The organism is Sphingobium sp. AP50 (assembly GCF_900109095.1).
GTDB lineage: Bacteria > Pseudomonadota > Alphaproteobacteria > Sphingomonadales > Sphingomonadaceae > Sphingobium.
Window position 1 is genome coordinate 110,467 of sequence record NZ_FNYZ01000008.1, and the last position, 21,557, is coordinate 132,023.

Consider the following 21,557-nt stretch of genomic DNA (forward strand, 5'->3'; position numbering starts at 1 on the left):
CGAAGGGTAGCGACATCATCTGTAATGTTTAAAGCGAAAAATCAGTTATGCCCCGGCGCATAGGGGAATTTCAGCGCCTTGTACCAGTCGAGGTCATGCGCGGGCGCGTCCGATCCGGCGGGCAAGGGGCGTTTCGACACCGACTGGAAATAGGCGATGCTGGCATCCCGCCACCACAGCGCTTCGCGATGCTGGATGCTCAGGAAGGCTTCCGTCTCGGCAAAGCGTTCGGCATCGACATAGGGCTTCAGCGACGCCCATGTTGTCTGCATGTCGGTGACATAATTCACGCCCCGATCATAATGGTGGATCAGCCCGTCCCACAGCGTGTCGCCAGACTTCAGGCGATAGTCCCAGGGCAGATGATGGAACCAGAGCAATTCGCTTTCCGGCGTCGTCTTTGCGCTGGCCAGCAGCTTCGCGACCGGCGGCGCATATTGGCCCACGGCGTCGCTGCCGCTCTTCGTCCGGTCAAAGCCGATGCCGCCCGCATCCGCCTTATGATAATAGACCGGGTTCCATTCCGGGCGCGCCAGTTCCGACACCCACGGTCCCGGCCCATAATGATGTCCGGTATCCATGACATGGGCCAGGCCCAGCGGTGTCATATAATCGACCGCTGCCTCGCGCGATCCCATCATCATCCTGACGACCGGCTGCACCAGCTTCGGATCGGGGGAGAAGGTCATCTCCGCCCATTCCTTGGCGATGCTGTCGGCCGACAGGCTGGTGTCCCAGGCGAGGCGGCCAAAGGCATACCAGTCCGCCTGATTGAAGATCGATCCGCTCCAGTCGCGATCGACGCCGATATTGGCGACGCCTGCAATGCCGGTCAGTTTGTGGCCCTCCAGCGATCCGTCGATTACCTTGGCAACTGTCGAGCCCTTGCCTTTCGCGAAAGTGTCGGCGTCGAGCGTCTCCTCGAAGAGCGGGCCGAGATAGGTGAGGTGCGTCGACTGGCCCAGATATTCCTTGGTGATCTGGAATTCCATCATCAGCGGCGTCCTGGGCATCGCCCCGAACAGCGGATGGAAAGGTTCGCGTGGCTGGAAGTCGATCGCGCCATTCTTGACCTGCACGATGACATTGTCGGCGAACTTGCCGTCCAGCGGCTTGAAGTCGCTATAGGCCTGCTTCGCGCGGTCGTCGGGATTGTCATGCGCGTAGACGAAGGCGCGCCACATCACGATGCCATTATGGGGCTTCACCGCTGCCGCCAGCATGTTCGCGCCATCGGCATGGGTGCGGTTATAATCCTGCGGCCCCGGCTGGCCTTCGCTGTTCGCCTTGACGAGGAAGCCGCCAAAGTCGGGGATCGCCTTGTATATTTCGTCCGCCTTCGCCTTCCACCAGGCGGCGACCTGTGGATCGAGCGGATCGGCGGTCTTGAGGCCATCCAGTTCCATCGGCGCGGTCCATTTGACCGACAGATAGACTGTGATGCCATAGGGGCGGAACACATCCGCCAATGCCGCCGCCTTGGCGATATAGGGGGCGGTCAGGCTGTCCGCCTTGGCATTCACATTGTTGAGCACGGTGCCGTTGATACCGATCGAGGCGTTGGCGCGGGCATAATCGGCGTAACGCGGCCCTTTCCAGTCGGGCAGACGCCACCAGTCCCAGATGGATTGCCCGGCATAGCCGCGTTCGACCGTGCCATTGAGATTATCCCAATGGTTGAGCAGGCGCAGGCCGATCTTCGGCGCGCTGCTTATATCCAGCTTGTCCAGACTCTCGCCGCTCTGGGCGAGGCGCAGCCAGTGATAGGTGCCGTGGAGCAGGCCCACATCGCTGTTCGCGGCGATCAGCGTGACGGCTTTGCCATCGATCATGGTCGAGCGAATCGCATAACCCTCGCTGCCCAGACCGTCGGTCTTTACCGGCAGGGCAGGGGTGGAGGCGGGCGTCGCCAGCAGCAGCGCACCTTGCTGCACTGTTGCTGACAGTGCTGGCGTGGTGCCGGTCATGCCGGCAATCGCGCGCTGCAATTCCTGTGTTGCGATGGTCAGCGTCGGCCCGGTTCCGGGGACGACGATAGCGGTCGCATGGGCGGAAATCGTGGCGCTGCGCGGCGTATCCGCATGGGCATAGCGCAGCCACAGATCATAGCCGTCCTCGGCCTGCGCCGCAGGTACCATCACGGGCGACAGGCTGGTTCCGGCCATGGCAATCATCCAGCAAAACAGGCGCGCTCTCACTCTTCCCTCTCCCTATTGCGTTCCATGTCAAAGCCGGTTCGACGGGCATTGACAAGTGCGTTTGTCCGAGCAATGGTAACGCTATCAGTTTACTCGCGGCAAGCGTAAAGTCGCCGTGATATAAAAATGGAGAGGGGTTCCGTGATCCGTACCAGCAAAATCCTGTGCGCCGCATCGGCGCTGGCCTTCTGTATCGCCGTGCCCATGGCGCCGGTTCAGGCTGCGCCTGCGACGGCTGCGTCGGCCAAGCCGGTCTACAAGGATGCGACTGCCCCGATCGAGGCGCGCGTCGATGATCTTCTCTCGCGCATGACGCTGGATGAAAAGATCGCCCAGATCACAACCGTCTGGCTCGACAAGGTCAAGATTTTCGACGACCAGCTTCAGCTCGATCCCGCCAAGCTGGCGGCGCAATATCCCAATGGCCTGGGGCATTTCACCCGCCCGTCGGACGCCAAGGGCTCCGTCAGCCCCCGCGTTGCCCGTGGCCGCGATCCGCGCCAGACGGTCGCACTCGTCAACGCCCTGCAAAAATGGGCGACGACGCAGACGCGCTTGGGCATTCCGATCCTCTTCCATGAGGAAGGGCTGCATGGCTATGCGGCCGTCGGCGCAACCAGCTTCCCTCAGTCGATCGCCATGGCATCCTCCTTCGACACGGACATGCTGCGCGACGTGAACAGCGTCATCGCGCGGGAAATCCGCTCGCGCGGCGTGCCGATGATCCTGTCGCCGGTGGTGGATATCGCCCGCGATCCGCGCTGGGGCCGGATCGAGGAAACCTATGGCGAAGATCCCTATCTGGTTGGCGAAATGGGCGTCGCTGCGGTCGAGGGGCTGCAAGGCGTCGGCCGTGAACGCAATCTGCGCGATGGCAAGGTATTCGCCACGCTCAAGCATCTGACCGGCCATGGCCAGCCCGAAAGCGGCACCAATGTCGGCCCGGCGCCGGTCAGCGAGCGCGAACTGCGCGAGAATTTCTTCCCGCCCTTCGAACAGGTGGTGAAGCGCACCGGCATCGAGGCCGTGATGGCGTCCTATAATGAAATCGATGGCGTCCCCAGCCATGCCAATCGCTGGCTGCTGGAAGATGTGCTGCGCGAGGAGTGGGGCTTCAAGGGCGCGGTCGTCTCCGATTATTCGGCTGTCGACCAGTTGATGAGCATCCACCATATCGCCGCGAATCTGGAAGAAGCGGCGGAACGCGCGCTGGACGCTGGCGTCGACGCGGACCTGCCCGATGGCCTGTCCTATGCGACGCTGGGCAAGCTGGTGCGCGAAGGCAAGGTGAGTGAGGCGAAGGTCGATCTGGCCACCCGCCGCATGCTGGAGCTGAAGTTCCGTGCGGGCCTGTTCGAGCATCCCTATGCCGATGCCGCCGCGTCGGAAAAGATCACCAACAATGCCGAAGCCCGCGCGCTGGCGCTGAAATCGGCGCAGCGTTCCATCACCCTGCTCAAGAATGACGGCATGTTGCCGCTGAAGCCCGAAGGCACGATCGCCGTCATCGGCCCAAGCGCGGACGTGGCGCGTCTGGGCGGCTATTACGGCCAGCCGCCGCACACCGTCTCCATCCTCGACGGCATCAAGGCGAAGGTCGGCAGCAAGGCGAACATCGTCTTCGCGCAGGGCGTGAAGATCACCGAAAATGACGACTGGTGGGAAGACAGCGTCACCAAGTCCGACCCGGCGGAGAATCGCAAGCTGATCGCGCAGGCGGTGGAAGCGGCGAAGAATGTCGACCGCATCGTCCTGACGCTGGGCGACACCGAACAGTCGAGCCGCGAAGGCTGGGCCGACAATCATCTGGGCGACCGCCCATCGCTCGATCTGGTCGGCGAGCAGCAGGAGCTGTTCGATGCGCTCAAGGCGCTCGGCAAGCCGATCACCGTCGTCCTGATCAACGGCCGCCCGGCCTCGACGGTGAAGGTCAGCGAGCAGGCGAACGCCATATTGGAAGGCTGGTATCTGGGCGAGCAGGGCGGCAATGCCGTCGCGGACGTGCTGTTCGGCGATGTGAACCCCGGCGCGAAGCTGCCCGTCACCGTGCCGCGTTCGGTCGGCCAACTGCCGATGTTCTACAATGCCAAGCCTTCGGCGCGGCGCGGCTATCTGTTCGATACCACCGATCCGCTCTATCCGTTCGGCTTCGGGCTGAGCTACACGACGTTCGACTTGTCGGCGCCGCGTCTGGCGGCCACTCGCATTGGCACCGGCGGCAAGACGACTGTCTCGGTCGATGTCCGCAACACCGGTGCGCGGGAAGGCGATGAGGTCGTCCAGCTCTATATCCGCGACAAGGTCAGCAGCGTCACGCGGCCGATCAAGGAGTTGAAGGGCTTCCAGCGCGTCACGCTCAAGCCCGGCGAAGTGCGCACCGTCACTTTCACGATCAGTCCTGAAAGCCTCCAGATGTGGGATGCGGACATGCACCGCGTCGTCGAACCGGGCGATTTCGAGATCATGACTGGCAACAGCTCGGTCGCGCTGAAATCCGCCACGCTGACGGTGCAATAATGGGGACTTTTGCTCGTCGTCAGGCGCTCGGCCTGCTTGCCTCGACCTCCTTCGCGGTCGTCACGCCTGCCTTCGCGAAGAAGGCGGACGGGCCGCTCTACAAGGATGCGTCCGCCCCCACCGACCTGCGCGTGCGCGACCTGATCGGCCGCATGACGCTGGAGGAGAAGGTCGGCCAGATCATCGCGCTCTGGGCGACCAAGGCGGATATCATGGATGACCTGACCTTCTCGCCCGCAAAGGCGAGCAAGGCCTATCCCCAGAGCTTCGGCCAGATCACGCGGCCTTCGGATCGGCGCGGCGCGCCCAATGGTTCGACACAGGCGGGTGGCGTTGGCGCGCGCTGGCGCACCCCGGCGGACACGGTCGCCTTCATCACCGCCGTCCAGAAATGGGCGATCAATGAAACCCGCCTCGGCATCCCCGTGCTGTTCCATGAAGAATCACTCCATGGTTATATGGCGACCGACGCCACCATGTTCCCGATGGCGATCGGCATGGCCGGTGCCTTCGACCGCGACCTGATGCGCGAAGTCCAGTCGGTCATCGCGCGCGAAGTGCGCGCGCGCGGCGTCCATCTGGCGCTCTCGCCGGTAGTGGATATCGCCCGCGACCCACGCTGGGGCCGGATCGAGGAAACCTTTGGCGAAGACCCCTATCTCTGCGGCGAAATGGGCGTCGCGGCGGTGTTGGGCCTGCAAGGGGAAAGCAAGCAACTCGGCCCGGACAAGGTCATGGCCACGCTCAAGCATATGACCGGCCACGGTCAGCCCCAGAGCGGCGAGAATATTGCGCCCGCGCCGATCAGCCAGCGGGAGTTGCGCGAGAATTTCTTCCCGCCTTTCCGGCAGGTGGTGAAGCGCACCGGCATTGCTGCCGTCATGCCGTCCTACAATGAAATCGACGGTGTACCGTCGCACCAGAATAAGTGGCTGCTCGGCGACATATTGCGCGGCGAATGGCATTTCGACGGTGCGGTGGTCAGCGACTATGGCGCGGTCCACGAACTCGACACCATCCACCATGTTCAGCCCGATCCGGAGGCATCGGCCCGCGCCGCCCTCCGCGCCGGCGTCGATTGCGAGTTGCCCGATGGCCAGACCTATCGGACGCTCGTGGAACAGGTCCGCGCGGGCAAGGTGCCCCTCGAAGCGGTCGACATCGCCTGCACGCGCATGTTGACGCTCAAGTTCCGCGCGGGCCTGTTCGAAAATCCCTGGCCGCGCCGCGACTATGACGCGCTGACCGGCAATGCTGAGGCGCGCGCGCTGGCATTGAAGGCCGCGCACAAATCGATCGCGCTGCTCAAGAATGACGGCACGCTGCCGCTCGCCGCCGGTGCGCACAAGCGGGTCGCGGTGATCGGCCCCAATGCCGCCATCGCGCGGCTGGGCGGCTATTCCTCGATCCCGCGTCAGGATGTGTCGCTGCTGGAAGGGGTGCAGGCCAAGCTCAAGGGCAAGGCGGAGGTCGTCCATGCCCAGGGTGTGTTCATCACCCAGAGCGAGGATCGTTCGGTCGATGAGGTCTATCTGGCCGATCCGGTCAAGAACCGCGCGCTGATCGCCGAAGCGGTCGAGGTGGCGAAGGGCGCGGATATCATCCTGCTCGCCATCGGCGACACCGAACAGACGAGCCGCGAAGGCTTCGCCAAGAACCATCTGGGCGACCGCACCAGCCTCGACCTGGTGGGCGAGCAGAATGAATTGTTCGCGGCCATGAAGGCGACCGGCAAGCCCATTGTGGTCTGCGCCATCAACGGCCGCCCGCCCAGCTATCCTGCCGTGGTGGAAGGCAGCAATGCGCTGCTCGAATGCTGGTATCCGGGGCAGGAGGGCGGCACCGCCATGGCCGATATCCTGTTCGGCGACGTCAATCCGGGTGCGAAGCTGCCCGTCACGGTCGCGCGCGACGCGGGGCAGATTCCGATCTTCTACAATCGCAAGCCCAGCGCCCGGCGCGGCTATGTGTTCGAGGATATCTCGCCGCTCTTCCCGTTCGGCTATGGCCTTAGCTACACCAAGTTCGAAATTGGAAAACCACGACTTTCTTCGCCGCGCATCGGCACGGGCGGCAGCGTGACCGTCGAAGTCGATGTGCGCAATGTCGGCCAGCGGGCAGGGGATGAGGTCGTCCAGATCTATGTCCATGACCAGGTCGCCAGCGTCACCCGCCCGATCAAGGAATTGAAGGGCTTCGAACGCATCACGCTCGCGCCCGGCGAAACGAAGACGGTGCGCATCCCGCTTGGTCCCGACGCCTTCACCCTGTGGAATCTCGACATGGAAGAAGTGGTCGAACCCGGCCTGTTCGACATCATGGTCGGACCCGACAGCCAGAACATCCAGACCGTCACGCTCGAAATCATCTGAACAGGACCGCTCAAATGCCCAAGATTATTGATGCCAAGGTCATCGTCACCTGCCCCGGCCGCAACTTCGTCACTTTGAAGATCATTACCGAAGACGGTGTTTATGGTCTGGGCGATGCCACGCTCAACGGCCGCGAACTGTCGGTCGCCAGCTATTTGCAGGACCATGTCATCCCCTGCCTGATCGGCCGTGACGCGCACCGGATCGAGGATATCTGGCAATATCTCTACAAGGGCGCCTATTGGCGTCGCGGTCCGGTGACGATGAGCGCCATCGCCGCCGTCGACACCGCGCTGTGGGATATCAAGGGCAAGCTGGCGGGCCTGCCGGTCTATCAGTTGCTGGGCGGCGCCAGCCGCGAAAGCGTTATGGTCTATGGCCATGCCAACGGCACCACGATCGAGGACACGGTCAAGACCGCGCTGGAATATCAGGCGCAGGGCTACAAGGCGATCCGCATCCAGTGCGGCGTGCCGGGCATGGCCAGCACCTATGGCGTGTCGAAGGACAAATATTTCTACGAACCCGCCGACGCGGACCTGCCGACGGAAAATGTGTGGAATACCAGCAAGTATCTCCGCATCGTTCCCGAACTGTTCAAAGCCGCGCGCGAAGCGCTGGGCTGGGACGTGCATCTGCTCCACGACATCCATCACCGCCTGACGCCGATCGAGGCGGGCCGTCTGGGCAAGGATCTGGAGCAATATCGTCCCTTCTGGCTGGAAGATGCGACCCCGGCGGAAAATCAGGAAGCGTTCAAGCTGATCCGTCAGCACACCACGACGCCGCTGGCCGTGGGCGAGATTTTCAACTCGATCCACGATTGCCGCGAGCTGATCGAAAATCAGCTGATCGATTATATCCGCGCCACCGTGGTTCATGCCGGCGGCATCAGCCATCTGCGCAAGATCGCCAATCTGGCCGACCTCTATCAGGTTCGTACCGGCTGCCACGGCGCGACCGACCTGTCGCCGGTCTGCATGGCCGCCGCGCTGCATTTCGACCTCAGCGTCCCGAATTTCGGCGTGCAGGAATATATGCGCCATACGCCCGAAACCGACGCGGTCTTCCCCCACGCCTACACCTTCGCGGACGGGGCCATGCATCCGGGCGAAGCGCCGGGTCTGGGCGTTGATATAGATGAGGAACTGGCGGCAAAGTACGAATATAATCGCGCCTTCCTGCCGGTAAACCGGCTGGAAGACGGCACCATGTTCAACTGGTGATGGCTATGCTGGACCTACTGTCCCTCTCCCAATGGGTCGAACGGAGGCACGTGGCTCCGTTCGAGGAAGGAGCCGCGAAGCGGCGGGAGGGTGAGGGCGATCTGCACCCCTTCCTCACCCTTCCCACGGCCCGCGCCCGCAGGCCCCTTCCCTCTCCTGAAAGGAGAGGGATATGAGTGCCATCTCAAAACTCTCCGTGCCCAAACTCTCCGGCCCACCCAAACCCTCCGGCAAAGTCCGCTGGATCGTCTGCGGCCTGCTGTTTGCGGCGGTGGTGCTCAGCTATATCGACCGGCTCGTCCTGCCGACGCTCAAGCCCGATCTTCAGGCCCGTTATGGCTGGAGCGAGAGCGGCTATGCCAGCCTCGCCATCTGGTTTCAGGCGGGCTACGGCATCGCTTATGTGGCCTTCGGGCGTCTGATCGACCGGATCGGCGCGCGGGCGGGCTATGCGCTCGCGGTGACGCTGTGGACGATCGGCCATGTCGCGCACATCTTCTTCACCTCGACGGCGGGGATGCTGCTGGCGCGCATTCCGCTTGCGATCGGGGAGGCGGGGACATTCCCCGCCGCCATCGCCGCGACCAATGAATGGTTCCCCAAGAAGGAGCGGGCGCTCGCCATCGGCATCTTCAATGCCGGGTCCAATGTCGGCGCGATCCTGACGCCGCTGGTGGTGCCGATCATCGCGGTGACGCTGGGCTGGCGCTGGGCCTTCATCCTGACCGGGCTGCTGACCGTCTTCTGGCTCGCGGCCTGGCTGACCTTCTACCGCCGCCCGCGCGAGAAGAAGGGGCTGTCCCGCGAAGAACTGGCCTGGATCGAAACCGATCCGGTGGAGCAGCATCGCCCGGTCAAATGGCTCACCCTGTTCGGCTATCGCCAGACATGGGCCTATATGGCGGGCCGCTTCATGATCGATCCGGTCTGGTGGACCTTCCTCTTCTGGCTGCCGGATTTCTTCAACAAGCAATATGGCGTGAAGATGCTGGACTTCGGTCCGCCGCTGATCGCCGTCTATCTGATGGCCGATGTCGGATCGGTGGCAGGCGGCTGGGCCTCCTCGCGCTTCATGGGCCGGGGTTGGAGCGTCAATCGCGCGCGCAAGACGGCAATGTTCCTTGCCGCATTGTGCGCCGTGCCGATCGCCTTTGCTACCCATGCGCCCAATATGTGGGTTGCCGTCGGCCTGATCGGGCTGGCCTGCGCCGGGCATCAGGGCTTTTCCGCCAATCTCTACGCCCTGCCGGGGGACGTCTTCCCGCGCCATATGGCCGGGTCGGTGGTCGGGCTGGGCGGTCTGGCCGGTGCGATCGGCGGGATGCTGATGGCGAAATTCGCCGGGGTCATTCTGGAAACCGTCGGCAGCTATGGCCCGATCTTTGCCGTCGCATCCTGCGCCTATCTGGTCGCTCTTTGCACTATTCATATTATCATAACACGTTATCAGGTCGTTGACACCGGTATCAGTGGAGTCGAATCTTGACGAAACCCTTGCATCTCCATCCCGATCGCCTTTTCCCGGCCGAGCCGACGACCCGCAGCATCGCCCGCGCCCTGCATGCGTCGGTGAAGTATCTGCCGATCATCAGCCCGCACGGCCATACCGACCCGCGCTGGTTCGCCTATGACGAGCCGTTCGCCAATCCGACCGACCTGCTGATCGTTCCCGACCATTATGTCTTCCGCATGCTCTACAGCCAGGGCGTGAAGCTGGAGGATTTGGGCATCCCGACCAAGGACGGTAGTCCGACCGCCAGCGATCCGCGCGCGATCTGGCGTCTGCTCGCCGAACGCTATCATCTGTTCCGTGGCACCCCTTCGCGCATGTGGCTGGACTGGGTGTTCTCCGACGTGTTCGGGCTGGAGGTTCAGCTGGAAGCGGCGACCGCCGATCTCTATTATGACACGATCGACGCCGCGCTGAAGACCCCGGCCTTCCGCCCGCGCGCGCTGTTCGAACAGTTCAACATCGAAGTGATCGCCACGACCGAAGGGCCGCTCGATCCGCTCGACCATCATCGCGCGATCCGGGAGTCCGGCTGGAGCGGCCGCGTCGTCACCGCCTATCGCCCCGATCCGGTGATCGACCCGGAACATGACGGTTTCCACCGCAATATCGAGAAGTTCGGCGCCGTCAGCGGCGAAGATGTGTCGACCTGGGCCGGCTATCTGCGCGCGCACCAGAATCGTCGCGCATGGTTCCGGGAAGCGGGCGCCACCTCGACCGACCATGGCCATCCCAGCGCCGCCACCGCCAACCTGTCCCGCGCAGAAGCCGAAGCGCTCTATGCCAGGGTGCTGGCCGGTCCGGTCACGCCGGCGGAAGCGGAACTGTTCCGTGGCCAGATGCTGACCGAAATGGCGCGCATGAGCATCGACGATGGCATGGTGCTGCAAATCCATCCGGGCGTGTGGCGCAACCATAATGCCGGCGTCATGGCCCGCTTCGGCCGCGACAAGGGCGCCGATATTCCGATGGCGACCAGCTATGTCGATGCGTTGAAGCCTTTGCTCGACGCCTTTGGCACCGATCCGCGCCTGTCGGTGATCCTCTTCACCCTGGACGAAACCAGCTATTCGCGTGAACTCGCGCCGCTGGCCGGCCATTATCCGGTGCTGCGCCTTGGTCCGCCCTGGTGGTTCAACGACAGTCCCGAAGGCATGCGCCGCTTCCGCGAGCAGGTGACGGAGACGGCCGGTTTCTACAATACGGTCGGTTTCAACGACGACACCCGTGCCTTCCTGTCGATCCCCGCGCGCCATGACGTCGCCCGGCGGATGGATTGCGGCTGGCTGGCGCAGTTGGTGGTCGAACATCGCATCGAAGAGGATGAGGCGTTCGAACTGGCCCGCGCGCTGGCCTATGACCTCGCCAAGCAGGCCTATAAGCTGTGACCCGACTATCCTTGCAAACGCTGGCGGATTTGCCCGCAGATGTGATCCGTCCTGCCTATGACCGGTCGGCAATGACATGCGGCGTCGTCCATCTGGGCATTGGCGCCTTCCACCGCGCGCATCAGGCGGTGGTGTTTGACGATGCGCTGAATGCGGGCGACATGCGCTGGGGCATCATCGCGGCCTCGCTGCGATCGCCCTCGGTCCGCGACCAGATGGCGCCGCAGGATGGCCTTTACACCATGCTGGTGCGCGATGGCGCGGCCGAGCAGGCGCGGTTGATCGGCGCGGTGCAACAGGTGATCGTCGCACCGGAAGAGCCACAGGCATTGCTCGCCGCACTGGCATCGCCCGACACGCATATCGTCACGCTGACCGTCACCGAGAAGGGCTATAAGCTCGATCCGGCGACCGGCGCGCTGATCGAAAGCGATCCGCAACTCGCCGCCGATCTCGCTTCGCTGGAGAGTCCGCAGACTGCGCCGGGCTATCTCGTCGCCGCGCTGGCGCTGCGCAAAGCCGCGGGCCTGCAGCCCTTCACCGCGATCAGTTGCGACAATCTGCCGCATAACGGCACCCGCCTGCGTGCCGCCGTGATCGCGCTGGCCCATCGCCATGATCCGGCGCTGGCGGACTGGATCGCGGCGGAGGGGGCTTTCCCCGAAACCATGGTCGACCGCATCGTGCCCGCGACCACGGCCGATGACATCGAAGCGCTCACCCGGCGCATCGGCGTCGAGGATCAGGCCATGGTCAAGACCGAGCCTTTCATCCAGTGGGTGATTGAGGACAGTTTCTGCGGCCCGCGTCCGGATTTCGGCGCAGGCGTGCAGGTCACGGCCGCCGTTGCCCCATGGGAGGAGGCGAAGCTGCGCCTGCTTAACGGCGCGCATAGCGGCATCGCCTATCTGGGCGGCCTCGCTGGCATCGACCATGTCCATGAAGTGCTGGCCTTGCCCGAAGCCCGCCATTTCGTCGAAAGCCTGTGGGACGAGGCGGAAACGACCCTGTCGCCCCCGGCCGAGTTGGATGTCGCCGCCTATCGCCGCGACCTGATGGCGCGTTTCGACAATCCGACGCTGAAGCATCGCACGCGCCAGATAGCGATGGACGGATCGCAGAAGCTGCCCCAGCGTCTGCTCGCCACCATCGCCGCCCGGCTGGCGGCGGGGCAGGGGATCGATGCCCTTGCGCTGGCCGTCGCCACCTGGGTCCGCTGGCAGGCTGGGCTGGATGATTTGGGGCAGTCGCATCAGGTGGACGATCCGCTTGCCGCGCCGATCGCTGAGGCGCTGGCACAGGCGACTGATCCTGAATCCCGCGTCGCGGCGATTCTGGCGTTCGATGCCGTCGTGCCGCCCGAACTGGCGTGCAACCCGCTGTTGGCCGAAGCGTTGACGCGCTGGCTGACGATACTGGAGACGCAGGGTGCAAGGGGCGCATTGGCGGCTTTCCGCCAATGACAACGTAGACACCTATATCGTTACCATTTCCAATGCCGCCGCATCTTGACAATCAGGATGCGGCGTTTATTGAAGTCTTAGTGATAGCGCTACCAGTTTGGCCCACCGGAGAGTCGGGGGCAGCGCTCAGGGAGAGGAACGGATCAATGTCTTCACGCACGCATCATTTCCGTAATGCGCTGTTCGCCGCCTCGGCGATCGGCTCGCTCGGCCTGTCGCAGGCCGCTTTTGCGCAGGATAGCGCGGCAACTGCCGCCGCCCCGCAGGCCGATGCAGCCGTTGCGCCGCAGGACGATGGCGTTGCGGACATCGTCGTCACCGGCATCCGCGCATCCTTGCAGAGCGCTACCAATGCGAAGAAAGATGCTGTCGCTTTTGGTGACTCGATCTTCGCCGAAGACATCGGCAAGCTGCCCGCCACCAACCTCGCCGAAACGCTGAACCGCATGCCGGGCGTCCGCCTGCGTCGCGACAATAATGGTGAAGGCACGCAGGTCGCGATCCGCGGCCTTGGCCCCAGCTTCACCCGCGTATTGCTGAACGGTTCGCAGATTCAGGTCGCGTCGGATGGCGGCACCAACGGCGGCAGCGCCAACCGTGAAGTCGATCTCGACTTCTTCCCGTCCGAACTCTTCACCCGCCTCGATCTGGCCAAGAGCCCGTCGCCCTCGACGCTGGAAGGCGGCATCGCCGGCACCGTCAATCTGCGCAACGCGCGGCCTTTCGACAAGGAAGGCACGCACTTTACCGTCGTGGCACAGGGCCAGTATACCAGCCCCAATGACAAGGTCAGCCCGCGTGGCGCGATCGTGGCCAGCCATACCACCGACACGTTCGGCATATTGGTCGGTGTCGCTGGCGTGAAGACCAAGACCCGCATCAAGGGTTTTGAAACTGTCGGTTGGACCGATGGTAATCTTGGCCGGGATACGGCTGGCAATAATGATGCCGGCGGTAATAACTTCTCTTGGGCGTCGGTCGTCCCGGCCAATGCCGGCCATGGCCTAGTCGCTGGCCAGCCGGTCGATGTCGTCGCGACGTCGGGCCTGACCCGCTCGCAACTCAGCACCGCGCTGTTGCCGCGTCTCGGCCGCGAAAGCCTGACCGAAGGCACGCGCTCGCGCATCTCGGCGCTGGCCGCGCTCGAATGGCGCCCCAGCGATGAACTGCATTTCGCCATCGACGGCATCTGGGCCAAGTCGACCCGCGACTATACGAAGGTCAACATGAACTGGCAGGTCCGCAATTCCGGCCCTGGCACCAGCGCACAATCGACTGGCGGCATGATCCCGATCGACCTGACCGTGGACGAAAATAATGTCGTGACCAGCGGCACCTTCGCCAACTCTTCCTACTTCCTCGAAGCCAGCATGTTCAAGCAGACGACGAAGTTCTGGAACGTCAACCCCAGCGTCAGCTGGGAACCGACCGACAATCTGAAGGTCAACCTCAGCGCAAACTATTCCAAGAGCCGCTTCTTCCGCGAACAGCCGACCTGGGCTTTCCAGACCACCCCCAATTCCGGCGTCGACACCTATTATGAAAATAATGGCGGCGACTATCCCTCAATCACCAGCAATCTGGACCTTAACGATCCGAACAATGGCAGCTGGCAGTGGTATCGCCAGAATATCCAGCTGGTCCGCCGTCACACCGAAACCAAGGGCGCGCATTTCGACGTCATGTATGGTGATGATCAGTTCAACGTGAAGGTCGGCGCTGCCTATGACCGGGCGACCCGTTCGATCCGCGCCTATGACAACAGCTCGGCCTATCAGTTGTCGGTCTGCGGCACGGGGTGCACCGGCGCCACCGGCTCGATCACGACCAGCCAGATCGCGCAATATCTGAAAAGCTCTTCAGTCGCCGGCTTTGTTGTCCCCGATTTCAACGCCATCAAGTCGGCCACCAACTATACCAGCTATCGCGACAGCGCGCCCGAAGCGCGTGGCGCGGTTACGGGCGGCGCGACTGGCGACATGGATGAAAAGGTGATGGGCGCCTATTTCGAAGTGAACGGCGTGACCGAAATTGCCGGTCGTGACCTGCACATAAATGCCGGTATGCGCTATGCTCATACCGATCAGGAAGTGACCGGCCCCAGCCAGGTCGGCACCACGATCGTCGATATCACGTCGCGCTCCAAATATGAAAATTTCCTACCGTCGATCAACCTGACCTATGACGTGGCCGACAATATCAAGCTGCGTGCATCGGCCTCGCGCACCATGACCCGTCCGGATGCGGGCCAGATCCTGCCCGGCGTCACCTTCTCCGATCCGTCGGCCCTGGTCGCGACGGCTGGCAACCCGGACCTGAAGCCCTACACCTCGGACAATTATGATCTAGGTGGGGAATTCTACACTGGCGGCATCGGCTATATCGGCGTCTCGGCCTTTACGAAGAATGTTCAGGGCTTCACCACCACGGTGCCGACGCAGGCGACCTTCGGTTCGCTGAACATCCCTTATGCCAGCCTGCTTTCGACGCAGCAGATTGCTTTGACCGATCGTTCGGCGGCGACTGGCGTTGCCGTCAATGATCTGGCCATTACCGTGAACCGTCCGGTCAACCTTTCTGACCTCAAGATCAAGGGTCTGGAAGCGACTTGGGTGCAGCCGCTCGACTTCTTCGTGAAGGGCCTCGGCTTCTCAGCCAACGGCACCTATCTGAAGCAGTCGTCGTCTTCGGGTCTGGTGGCCGAAGGCGTGTCGAAATATTCGTACAACCTTCAGGGCTTCTACGAAAATCACGGCCTGTCGATCAGCCTGAACTATGTGTGGAATGGCAAGTCGATCGCACCCGGCGGGAACGGCCCGCAGAACGGCATCACCGGCGCGGACCTGAAGGCTGATGCCCGTGGTCAGCTCGACCTGTCTGCCGGCTACGAACTGCCCTTCTTCAACAAGGCGATGCGCCTGACGCTGGACGTGCTGAACATCACGAACGAGCCGATCCGCACCACCTTCGAATATAGCAATGCTGCCTATTCGGTCTATTATCCGGGCACGTCGGTCCTCGCCGGCATCCGGGCCAACTTCTGATCCTCCCCCAGGACCAATACAGAGGGCCGGCCGCAACGCCGGCCCTTTTTTGCAGGGAGAGGAGGCAGGCTAAGGCTGCCATGATCCTGCCCGACAAAATCCTTTCCATGTTGGATTTAATCTGGTCAATCCTGTGCCATGACACAGCAGCATTCGGCCCTGTCCCATCCCTTCGCACATCCGTATGCCGCCGGCGGTGGCATAGCCCGACTCCATCACATGTCGCGTTACCGTCGCCTTTGTGGTGCTTCACTGTGGCGCCAGAAGCGCGTGACAGGCGCGTTGATGCCGCTTTTGTAGGCCATAATCAGTGGAAAACGCCCGGAAATGCGAAGCCAGTGACGGTGTGAACTTCGCTCCTGTGATCTTGCAAAGGCAGACAATGATGCGTCTCTCCCTTCTGGCCGCTCTCCCGCTCGCTCTGATCGCGACCCCTGCGACCGCAAAGACCTGCACGCCGACCTGGGTGGCCGGTTGGGCCTCGTCGCAATTCCGCCCCACCGGCGACGCGGAACTGCCCGCCGGCACGCTTCGCGACCAGACGCTGCGACAGATCGTGCGTCCCTCCATATCGGGCGACCGGTTGCGGGTGCGCCTGTCCAACCTTGCCGGAACCACGCCGCTGCGCATCGCCGGCGCCAGCATCGGCCGCGCGCTGGGGCCGGCTTCGGCGGCGGTCGATCCCGGCACGCTGATCTCCCTGCGTTTCGACGGCGCGCCGGAGGTCGTCATTCCGGCCGGTGCCGACTATCTGTCCGACCCGGTATCGCTGCCGGTCGGCGCGCTGGAGAATATCGCCATCTCGATCCGCTATGACGGGGAACCGGAACAGACATCGCATCCCGGATCGCGCGCGACGTCCTGGCATCTGCCGGGCGACCATCTGACCGATGAAGCGATGGCGGGGGCGGCCAGCTTCGATCATTGGTTCAATCTCGCCGCGCTGGAAGTCGAACGCTGTGCGCCCGCAAAGCTCATCGTGGCGCTGGGCGATTCCATCACCGATGGCAAAGGCTCCACCACCAACGGCAATGACCGCTGGACCGATGTGCTGGCACAGCGGCTTCAGGCTGACCCGAAGCGCCGGGACATGGCCATCGTCAATCAGGGCATTGGCGGCAATCGCCTGCTGCATGACGGGCTTGGCCCCAATGCGCTTGCGCGGCTGGACCGCGACGTGCTGGCCCAGCCCGGCGTCACCCATCTGATCCTGCTGGAAGGCATCAACGACCTTGGCACCCTGACCCGCGACGCACCGGTAAGCGCGGCCGAGCATCAGGCCCATGTCGCCCGCATCATCGGCGCCTATCGCCAGATCATAGCCCGCGCCCATGCCAGGGGGATCAGGGTGATCGGCGCGACGATCATGCCCTTTGTCGGCAACGGATACTATCATGCCGATGCACAGAATGAGGCGGACCGGCAGGCAGTGAATAGCTGGATCAGGACGCCGGGCCATTTCGACGCGGTGATCGATTTCGACCGCGTGACCCGCGACCCTGCGCATCCCGACCGGCTGCTGCCCGCCTATGACGACGGCGACGCGCTCCACCCCTCGCCAAGGGGCTATAAGGCGATGGGGGAGGCGATCCCGCTCAGCCTTTTCGACTGACCCGTCTGTGTCCGGCCTCCAGCACCGTTTCCATTGCGACGAAGGTGGATGTGCTGGCGACATGGGGCAGGGCGCTGATCTTCTCGCCCAGAACGACCCGGTATCGCCGGATATCGGACGTCCGCACCTTGAGCAGATAGTCGAAATTGCTCGCCAGCATATGGCATTCCTCGACCTCAGGGATGCGCCGCACCGCCGCGTTGAACTCGCGCAGCGCCGCTTCCCGCGTGTCGGACAGCTTCACTTCGGTAAAGGCGATATGGTCCATGCCCAGCTTCGCCGGATCGACCATCGCGCGAAAGCCGCGAATGACACCGGCCTCCTGCAACCGCTTCAGCCGCACCTGGCAGGGCGTCTTGGAAAGGCCAACAAAAGCAGCAAGATCGGTAACGGTCATCCGCCCGTCATCGACCAAAGCGGCTATGATACGGCGGTCGAACTCGTCCAGTTCGACTGTTCGGGGCTTATTATCCATCCATTTTGCCTAACATGGGCCTTTTAATAAGTCACTCCGTCCATATCCGGTGCCTTCATAAGACGGAACGAAAAGCTGATCCGGGTTATTCATGGCGTATGACCGACCAGCCATTCGCCAGCTTCGCCCCCGCCATCCGCCAGCCTACCCCGCTGCGTCAGGCGATCACCGCCGCCTATCGCCGGGACGAAGCCGAGGCGCTCGCCCCCCTGATCGCCGCTGCGACCCTGCCGGCAGAGACGAAGGCCGCGATTGCCGACACCGCCCGGACACTCGTCACCACGCTGCGCGCCAATCACAAGGGCACCGGCGTCGAGGGACTGGTGCAGGAATATGCGCTGTCCAGTCAGGAGGGCGTGGCGCTGATGTGTCTGGCCGAAGCGCTGCTGCGCATCCCCGACACCGCCACGCGCGACGCGCTGATCCGCGACAAGATCGCCGATGGCGACTGGGGCTCGCATCTGGGCGGGGACAAGTCGCTGTTCGTCAATGCCGCCACCTGGGGACTGGTGGTCACCGGCAAGCTCGTCGGCAGCGTCGATGATCGCGGCCTTGGCGCGGCGCTCACCCGCCTCGTCGCCCGCGCTGGTGAACCGGTCATCCGCCGCGGTGTCGACCTCGCCATGCGGATGATGGGCGAACAGTTCGTCACCGGCGAGACGATCAAGGAAGCGCTCAAGCGCGCGAAGGAGCTGGAAGCCAAGGGCTTTGCCTACAGCTACGACATGCTGGGCGAGGCGGCCACCACGGCCGCCGACGCGAAACGCTATTATGCCGATTATGAGCAGGCGATCCACGCCATCGGCAAGGCATCGGCCGGACGCGGCATCTATGCCGGTCCCGGCATCTCGATCAAATTATCGGCGCTCCATCCCCGCTATGTCCGCGCGCAGGCCGATCGGGTCATGCGCGAATTGCTGCCCGCCGTGAAGAAACTGGCGCTGCTATCCAAAGGCTATGATATCGGCCTCAATATCGATGCGGAGGAGGCCGACCGGCTCGAACTCTCGCTCGATCTGCTGGAAAGCCTCGCCACCGATCCCGATCTGGCGGGCTGGAACGGCCTTGGCTTCGTGGTGCAGGGCTATGGTAAGCGCTGCCCCTTCGTCATCGACTGGATCATCGACCTCGCCCGTCGCGCCGACCGCCGCATCATGGTGCGGCTGGTCAAGGGCGCCTATTGGGACGCGGAGATCAAGCGGGCGCAGGTCGATGGGCTTGCCGACTTCCCGGTCTATACCCGCAAGGTCCATACCGACGTCGCCTATGTCGCCTGCGCGCAGAAGCTGCTGGCCGCGCCCGACGCCGTCTTCCCGCAATTCGCGACGCATAATGCGCAGACGCTGGCGACCATCTATCAGCTTGCCGGGCCGGACTTCACCATCGGCAAATATGAATTTCAGTGCCTCCACGGCATGGGCGAGCCGCTCTATGAACAGGTCGTCGGCGTGGGCAAGCTGGACCGCCCCTGTCGCATCTATGCGCCGGTCGGCACGCACGAAACGCTGCTGGCCTATCTGGTTCGCCGCCTGCTGGAAAATGGCGCGAACAGCAGCTTCGTCAATCGCATCGCCGACCCCGAAGTGTCGATCGAGGAGATGATCGCCGATCCGGTCGATGTGGTGCGCGCCATGGCCCATCCCGGCCATCGCCATGATCAGATTGCGCTGCCCGCCAGTCTCTATCCCGAACGGCGCAATTCCGACGGGATCGACCTTAGCAACGAAGATGCCCTTGCCAGCCTGAGCGCAGCGCTGCGGGAAAGCGCCGCGATCGGCTGGACCGCCGCGCCCGAAGGTGCGACGGGGCCGTCGCGCACCGTGTTCAATCCCGCCGATCATCGCGACGTGGTCGGCCGCGTCACCGAAGCCTCGGTCGAAGAAGCCCGCGCCGCCGCCATCCGTGCCGCCGCATCGCTCTGGGTCAACAGCCCGGTCGCGGATCGCGCCGCGGCGCTGGATCGCGCGGCCGACGCAATGCAGGCGCGCATGCCGATCCTGCTCGGCCTCGTCGTCCGCGAAGCCGGCAAGTCGCTGCCCAACGCCATCGCCGAAGTGCGCGAGGCGATCGATTTTCTGCGCTATTATGCGGCGCAGGCCCGCACGACCTTCGGCCCGGCGCAGATCGCGCTTGGCCCCGTCACCTGCATCAGTCCGTGGAACTTCCCACTTGCCATCTTCACCGGGCAGGTCGCCGCTGCACTGGTTGCGGGCAATCCGGTACTGGCCAAGCCCGCTGAGGAAACCCCGCTGATCGCGGCCGAAGCGGTGCGCCTGCTGCATGAAGCCGGCGTCCCGGCCGATGCGCTGCAACTGCTGCCCGGCGATGGTCGCATCGGCGCGGCGCTGGTCGCGGCGCCGCAAACGGCGGCGGTGATGTTCACAGGATCGACCGAAGTCGCCCGGCTGATCCAGCGCCAGCTTGCCACGCGCTTGTCGCCATCGGGCCGTCCCATCCCGTTGATCGCCGAAACCGGCGGCCAGAATGCGATGATCGTGGATTCCTCCGCGCTCGCCGAACAGGTGGTTGCCGACGTCATCGCCTCCGCTTTCGACAGCGCGGGTCAGCGTTGTTCGGCGCTCCGCATCCTGTGCTTGCAGGAAGATGTGGCCGACCGCACGCTCATGATGCTGAAGGGCGCGCTGGCGGAATTGTGGATCGGCCGTACCGACGCGCTGAAGGTCGACATCGGCCCGGTCATCTCCGCAGAAGCCCGTGACGGCATCAACACACATATCGATGCCATGGCGGCACTGGGCCGCAAGGTCGAACAGAGCATATTGCCCGCCGAAGCCGCCCACGGCACCTTCGTCGCGCCGACGATCATCGAGATTGAATCGATCGCCGATCTGGATCGTGAAGTTTTCGGTCCCGTCCTGCATGTGCTGCGTTTCCGGCGTGAGCGTCTGGATGCGCTGGTCGACCAGATCAACGCCACCGGCTATGGCCTGACCTTCGGCCTGCATACCCGCCTCGACGAGACCGTCGCCCGCGTCACCAGTCGGGTGAAGGTGGGCAATGTCTATGTGAACCGCAATGTCATCGGCGCGATCGTCGGCGTACAGCCTTTTGGTGGCTGCGGCCTGTCGGGCACCGGCCCCAAGGCGGGTGGGCCGCTTTATCTGGGCCGTCTGGTCGCGACCCCGCCGGTCTTCGCCGCGCGGGTCAGCCATTTGCGATCGCCGCTCCATGCCTTTGCCGACTGGCTCGATGCGCGGGGTGACACAGAGGCGGCGGCGCAGGCCCGCCGCACGGGGGACGCATCCGCGCTGGGTGTCGAGATTGCGCTGCCCGGCCCGGTGGGGGAACGCAACCTTTATGCCCTGCATCCGCGCGGCCGCATCCTGTTGCGCCCGGCGACCCATCAGGGCCTTTATCGTCAGATGGCGGCGATCCTGGCGACGGGCAATCAGGGCGTGGTGCAGGGCATGACCTTGCCAGACGATCTGCCTGCCGAAGTCGCCGCCTGCTTCACCCACAAGACAGCCGACCATTATGCCGCCGCGCTGGTGGAAGGGGACGCCGCCAAGATCGCCGCGACCACCCAATGCGTCGCCGATCTGCCCGGCCCGATCGTGTCGGTCCATGCCGACGATCATGGCCATGGCTATTGCCTCGACTGGCTGCTGGAGGAACAGTCGACATCGGTGAACACCACGGCGGCCGGCGGCAATGCCAGCCTGATGATGATCGGTTAATGCGCCACCGGCAAGGTTGCGCTAGAGTATCGCACCTTTAATCAGACCCACATC

The 21,557-nt window shown here is 63.7% G+C and carries 11 protein-coding genes; 9 read left to right on the plus strand and 2 right to left on the minus strand.

The features are described 5' to 3' along the window. Positions 1 to 41: 41 nt before the first annotated feature. On the minus strand, positions 42 to 2,165 hold the full coding sequence (locus BMY84_RS14595; RefSeq protein WP_371262422.1) for an alpha-glucuronidase family glycosyl hydrolase: 2,124 nt from the start codon (positions 2,163 to 2,165) through the stop codon (positions 42 to 44). A 174-nt stretch (positions 2,166 to 2,339) separates the two neighbouring features. On the opposite strand from BMY84_RS14595, the gene BMY84_RS14600 reads away from it, so the two are divergent. From BMY84_RS14600 to BMY84_RS14635, 8 genes are all read left to right on the plus strand, one after another. Continuing rightward, positions 2,340 to 4,715: a glycoside hydrolase family 3 N-terminal domain-containing protein gene (locus BMY84_RS14600; protein ID WP_093084794.1), complete on the plus strand. Its 2,376-nt coding sequence runs from the start codon at positions 2,340 to 2,342 to the stop codon at positions 4,713 to 4,715. After that, the gene (locus BMY84_RS14605; protein WP_093084795.1) at positions 4,715 to 7,087 is read left to right on the plus strand and encodes a glycoside hydrolase family 3 N-terminal domain-containing protein; all 2,373 of its coding nucleotides are present in this window, start codon (positions 4,715 to 4,717) and stop codon (positions 7,085 to 7,087) included. The genes BMY84_RS14600 and BMY84_RS14605 overlap by 1 nt, the downstream gene beginning before the upstream one ends. Positions 7,088 to 7,101: 14 nt before the next feature. Continuing rightward, entirely contained in the window at positions 7,102 to 8,313 is a 1,212-nt protein-coding gene (gene manD / locus BMY84_RS14610) for a D-mannonate dehydratase ManD (protein WP_093084797.1), read from the plus strand. 172 nt (positions 8,314 to 8,485) lie between these two features. Then, the gene (locus tag BMY84_RS14615; RefSeq protein WP_093084798.1) at positions 8,486 to 9,799 is read left to right on the plus strand and encodes an MFS transporter; all 1,314 of its coding nucleotides are present in this window, start codon (positions 8,486 to 8,488) and stop codon (positions 9,797 to 9,799) included. After that, on the plus strand, positions 9,796 to 11,211 hold the full coding sequence (uxaC, locus tag BMY84_RS14620) for a glucuronate isomerase (RefSeq protein WP_093084800.1): 1,416 nt from the start codon (positions 9,796 to 9,798) through the stop codon (positions 11,209 to 11,211). The genes BMY84_RS14615 and uxaC overlap by 4 nt, the downstream gene beginning before the upstream one ends. After that, a complete protein-coding gene (locus BMY84_RS14625) occupies positions 11,208 to 12,674 on the plus strand; it encodes a mannitol dehydrogenase family protein (protein WP_093084801.1) in 1,467 nt (488 codons plus the stop codon). The genes uxaC and BMY84_RS14625 overlap by 4 nt, the downstream gene beginning before the upstream one ends. Before the next feature lie 146 nt (positions 12,675 to 12,820). After that, positions 12,821 to 15,718: a TonB-dependent receptor gene (locus tag BMY84_RS14630; RefSeq protein ID WP_093084802.1), complete on the plus strand. Its 2,898-nt coding sequence runs from the start codon at positions 12,821 to 12,823 to the stop codon at positions 15,716 to 15,718. A gap of 385 nt (positions 15,719 to 16,103) precedes the next feature. Continuing rightward, positions 16,104 to 17,330 (plus strand): SGNH/GDSL hydrolase family protein, encoded by a 1,227-nt coding sequence (locus BMY84_RS14635; protein ID WP_093084939.1) that lies wholly within the window; start codon positions 16,104 to 16,106, stop codon positions 17,328 to 17,330. On the opposite strand, the gene BMY84_RS14640 is transcribed toward BMY84_RS14635, so the two are convergent. Then, a complete protein-coding gene (locus BMY84_RS14640; protein ID WP_093084804.1) occupies positions 17,314 to 17,805 on the minus strand; it encodes an Lrp/AsnC family transcriptional regulator in 492 nt (163 codons plus the stop codon). The two genes, BMY84_RS14635 and BMY84_RS14640, sit on opposite strands and share 17 nt — an antisense overlap. Positions 17,806 to 17,903: 98 nt before the next feature. On the opposite strand from BMY84_RS14640, the gene putA reads away from it, so the two are divergent. Continuing rightward, positions 17,904 to 21,503 (plus strand): trifunctional transcriptional regulator/proline dehydrogenase/L-glutamate gamma-semialdehyde dehydrogenase, encoded by a 3,600-nt coding sequence (putA, locus tag BMY84_RS14645; protein WP_093084805.1) that lies wholly within the window; start codon positions 17,904 to 17,906, stop codon positions 21,501 to 21,503. Positions 21,504 to 21,557 lie beyond the last annotated feature (54 nt).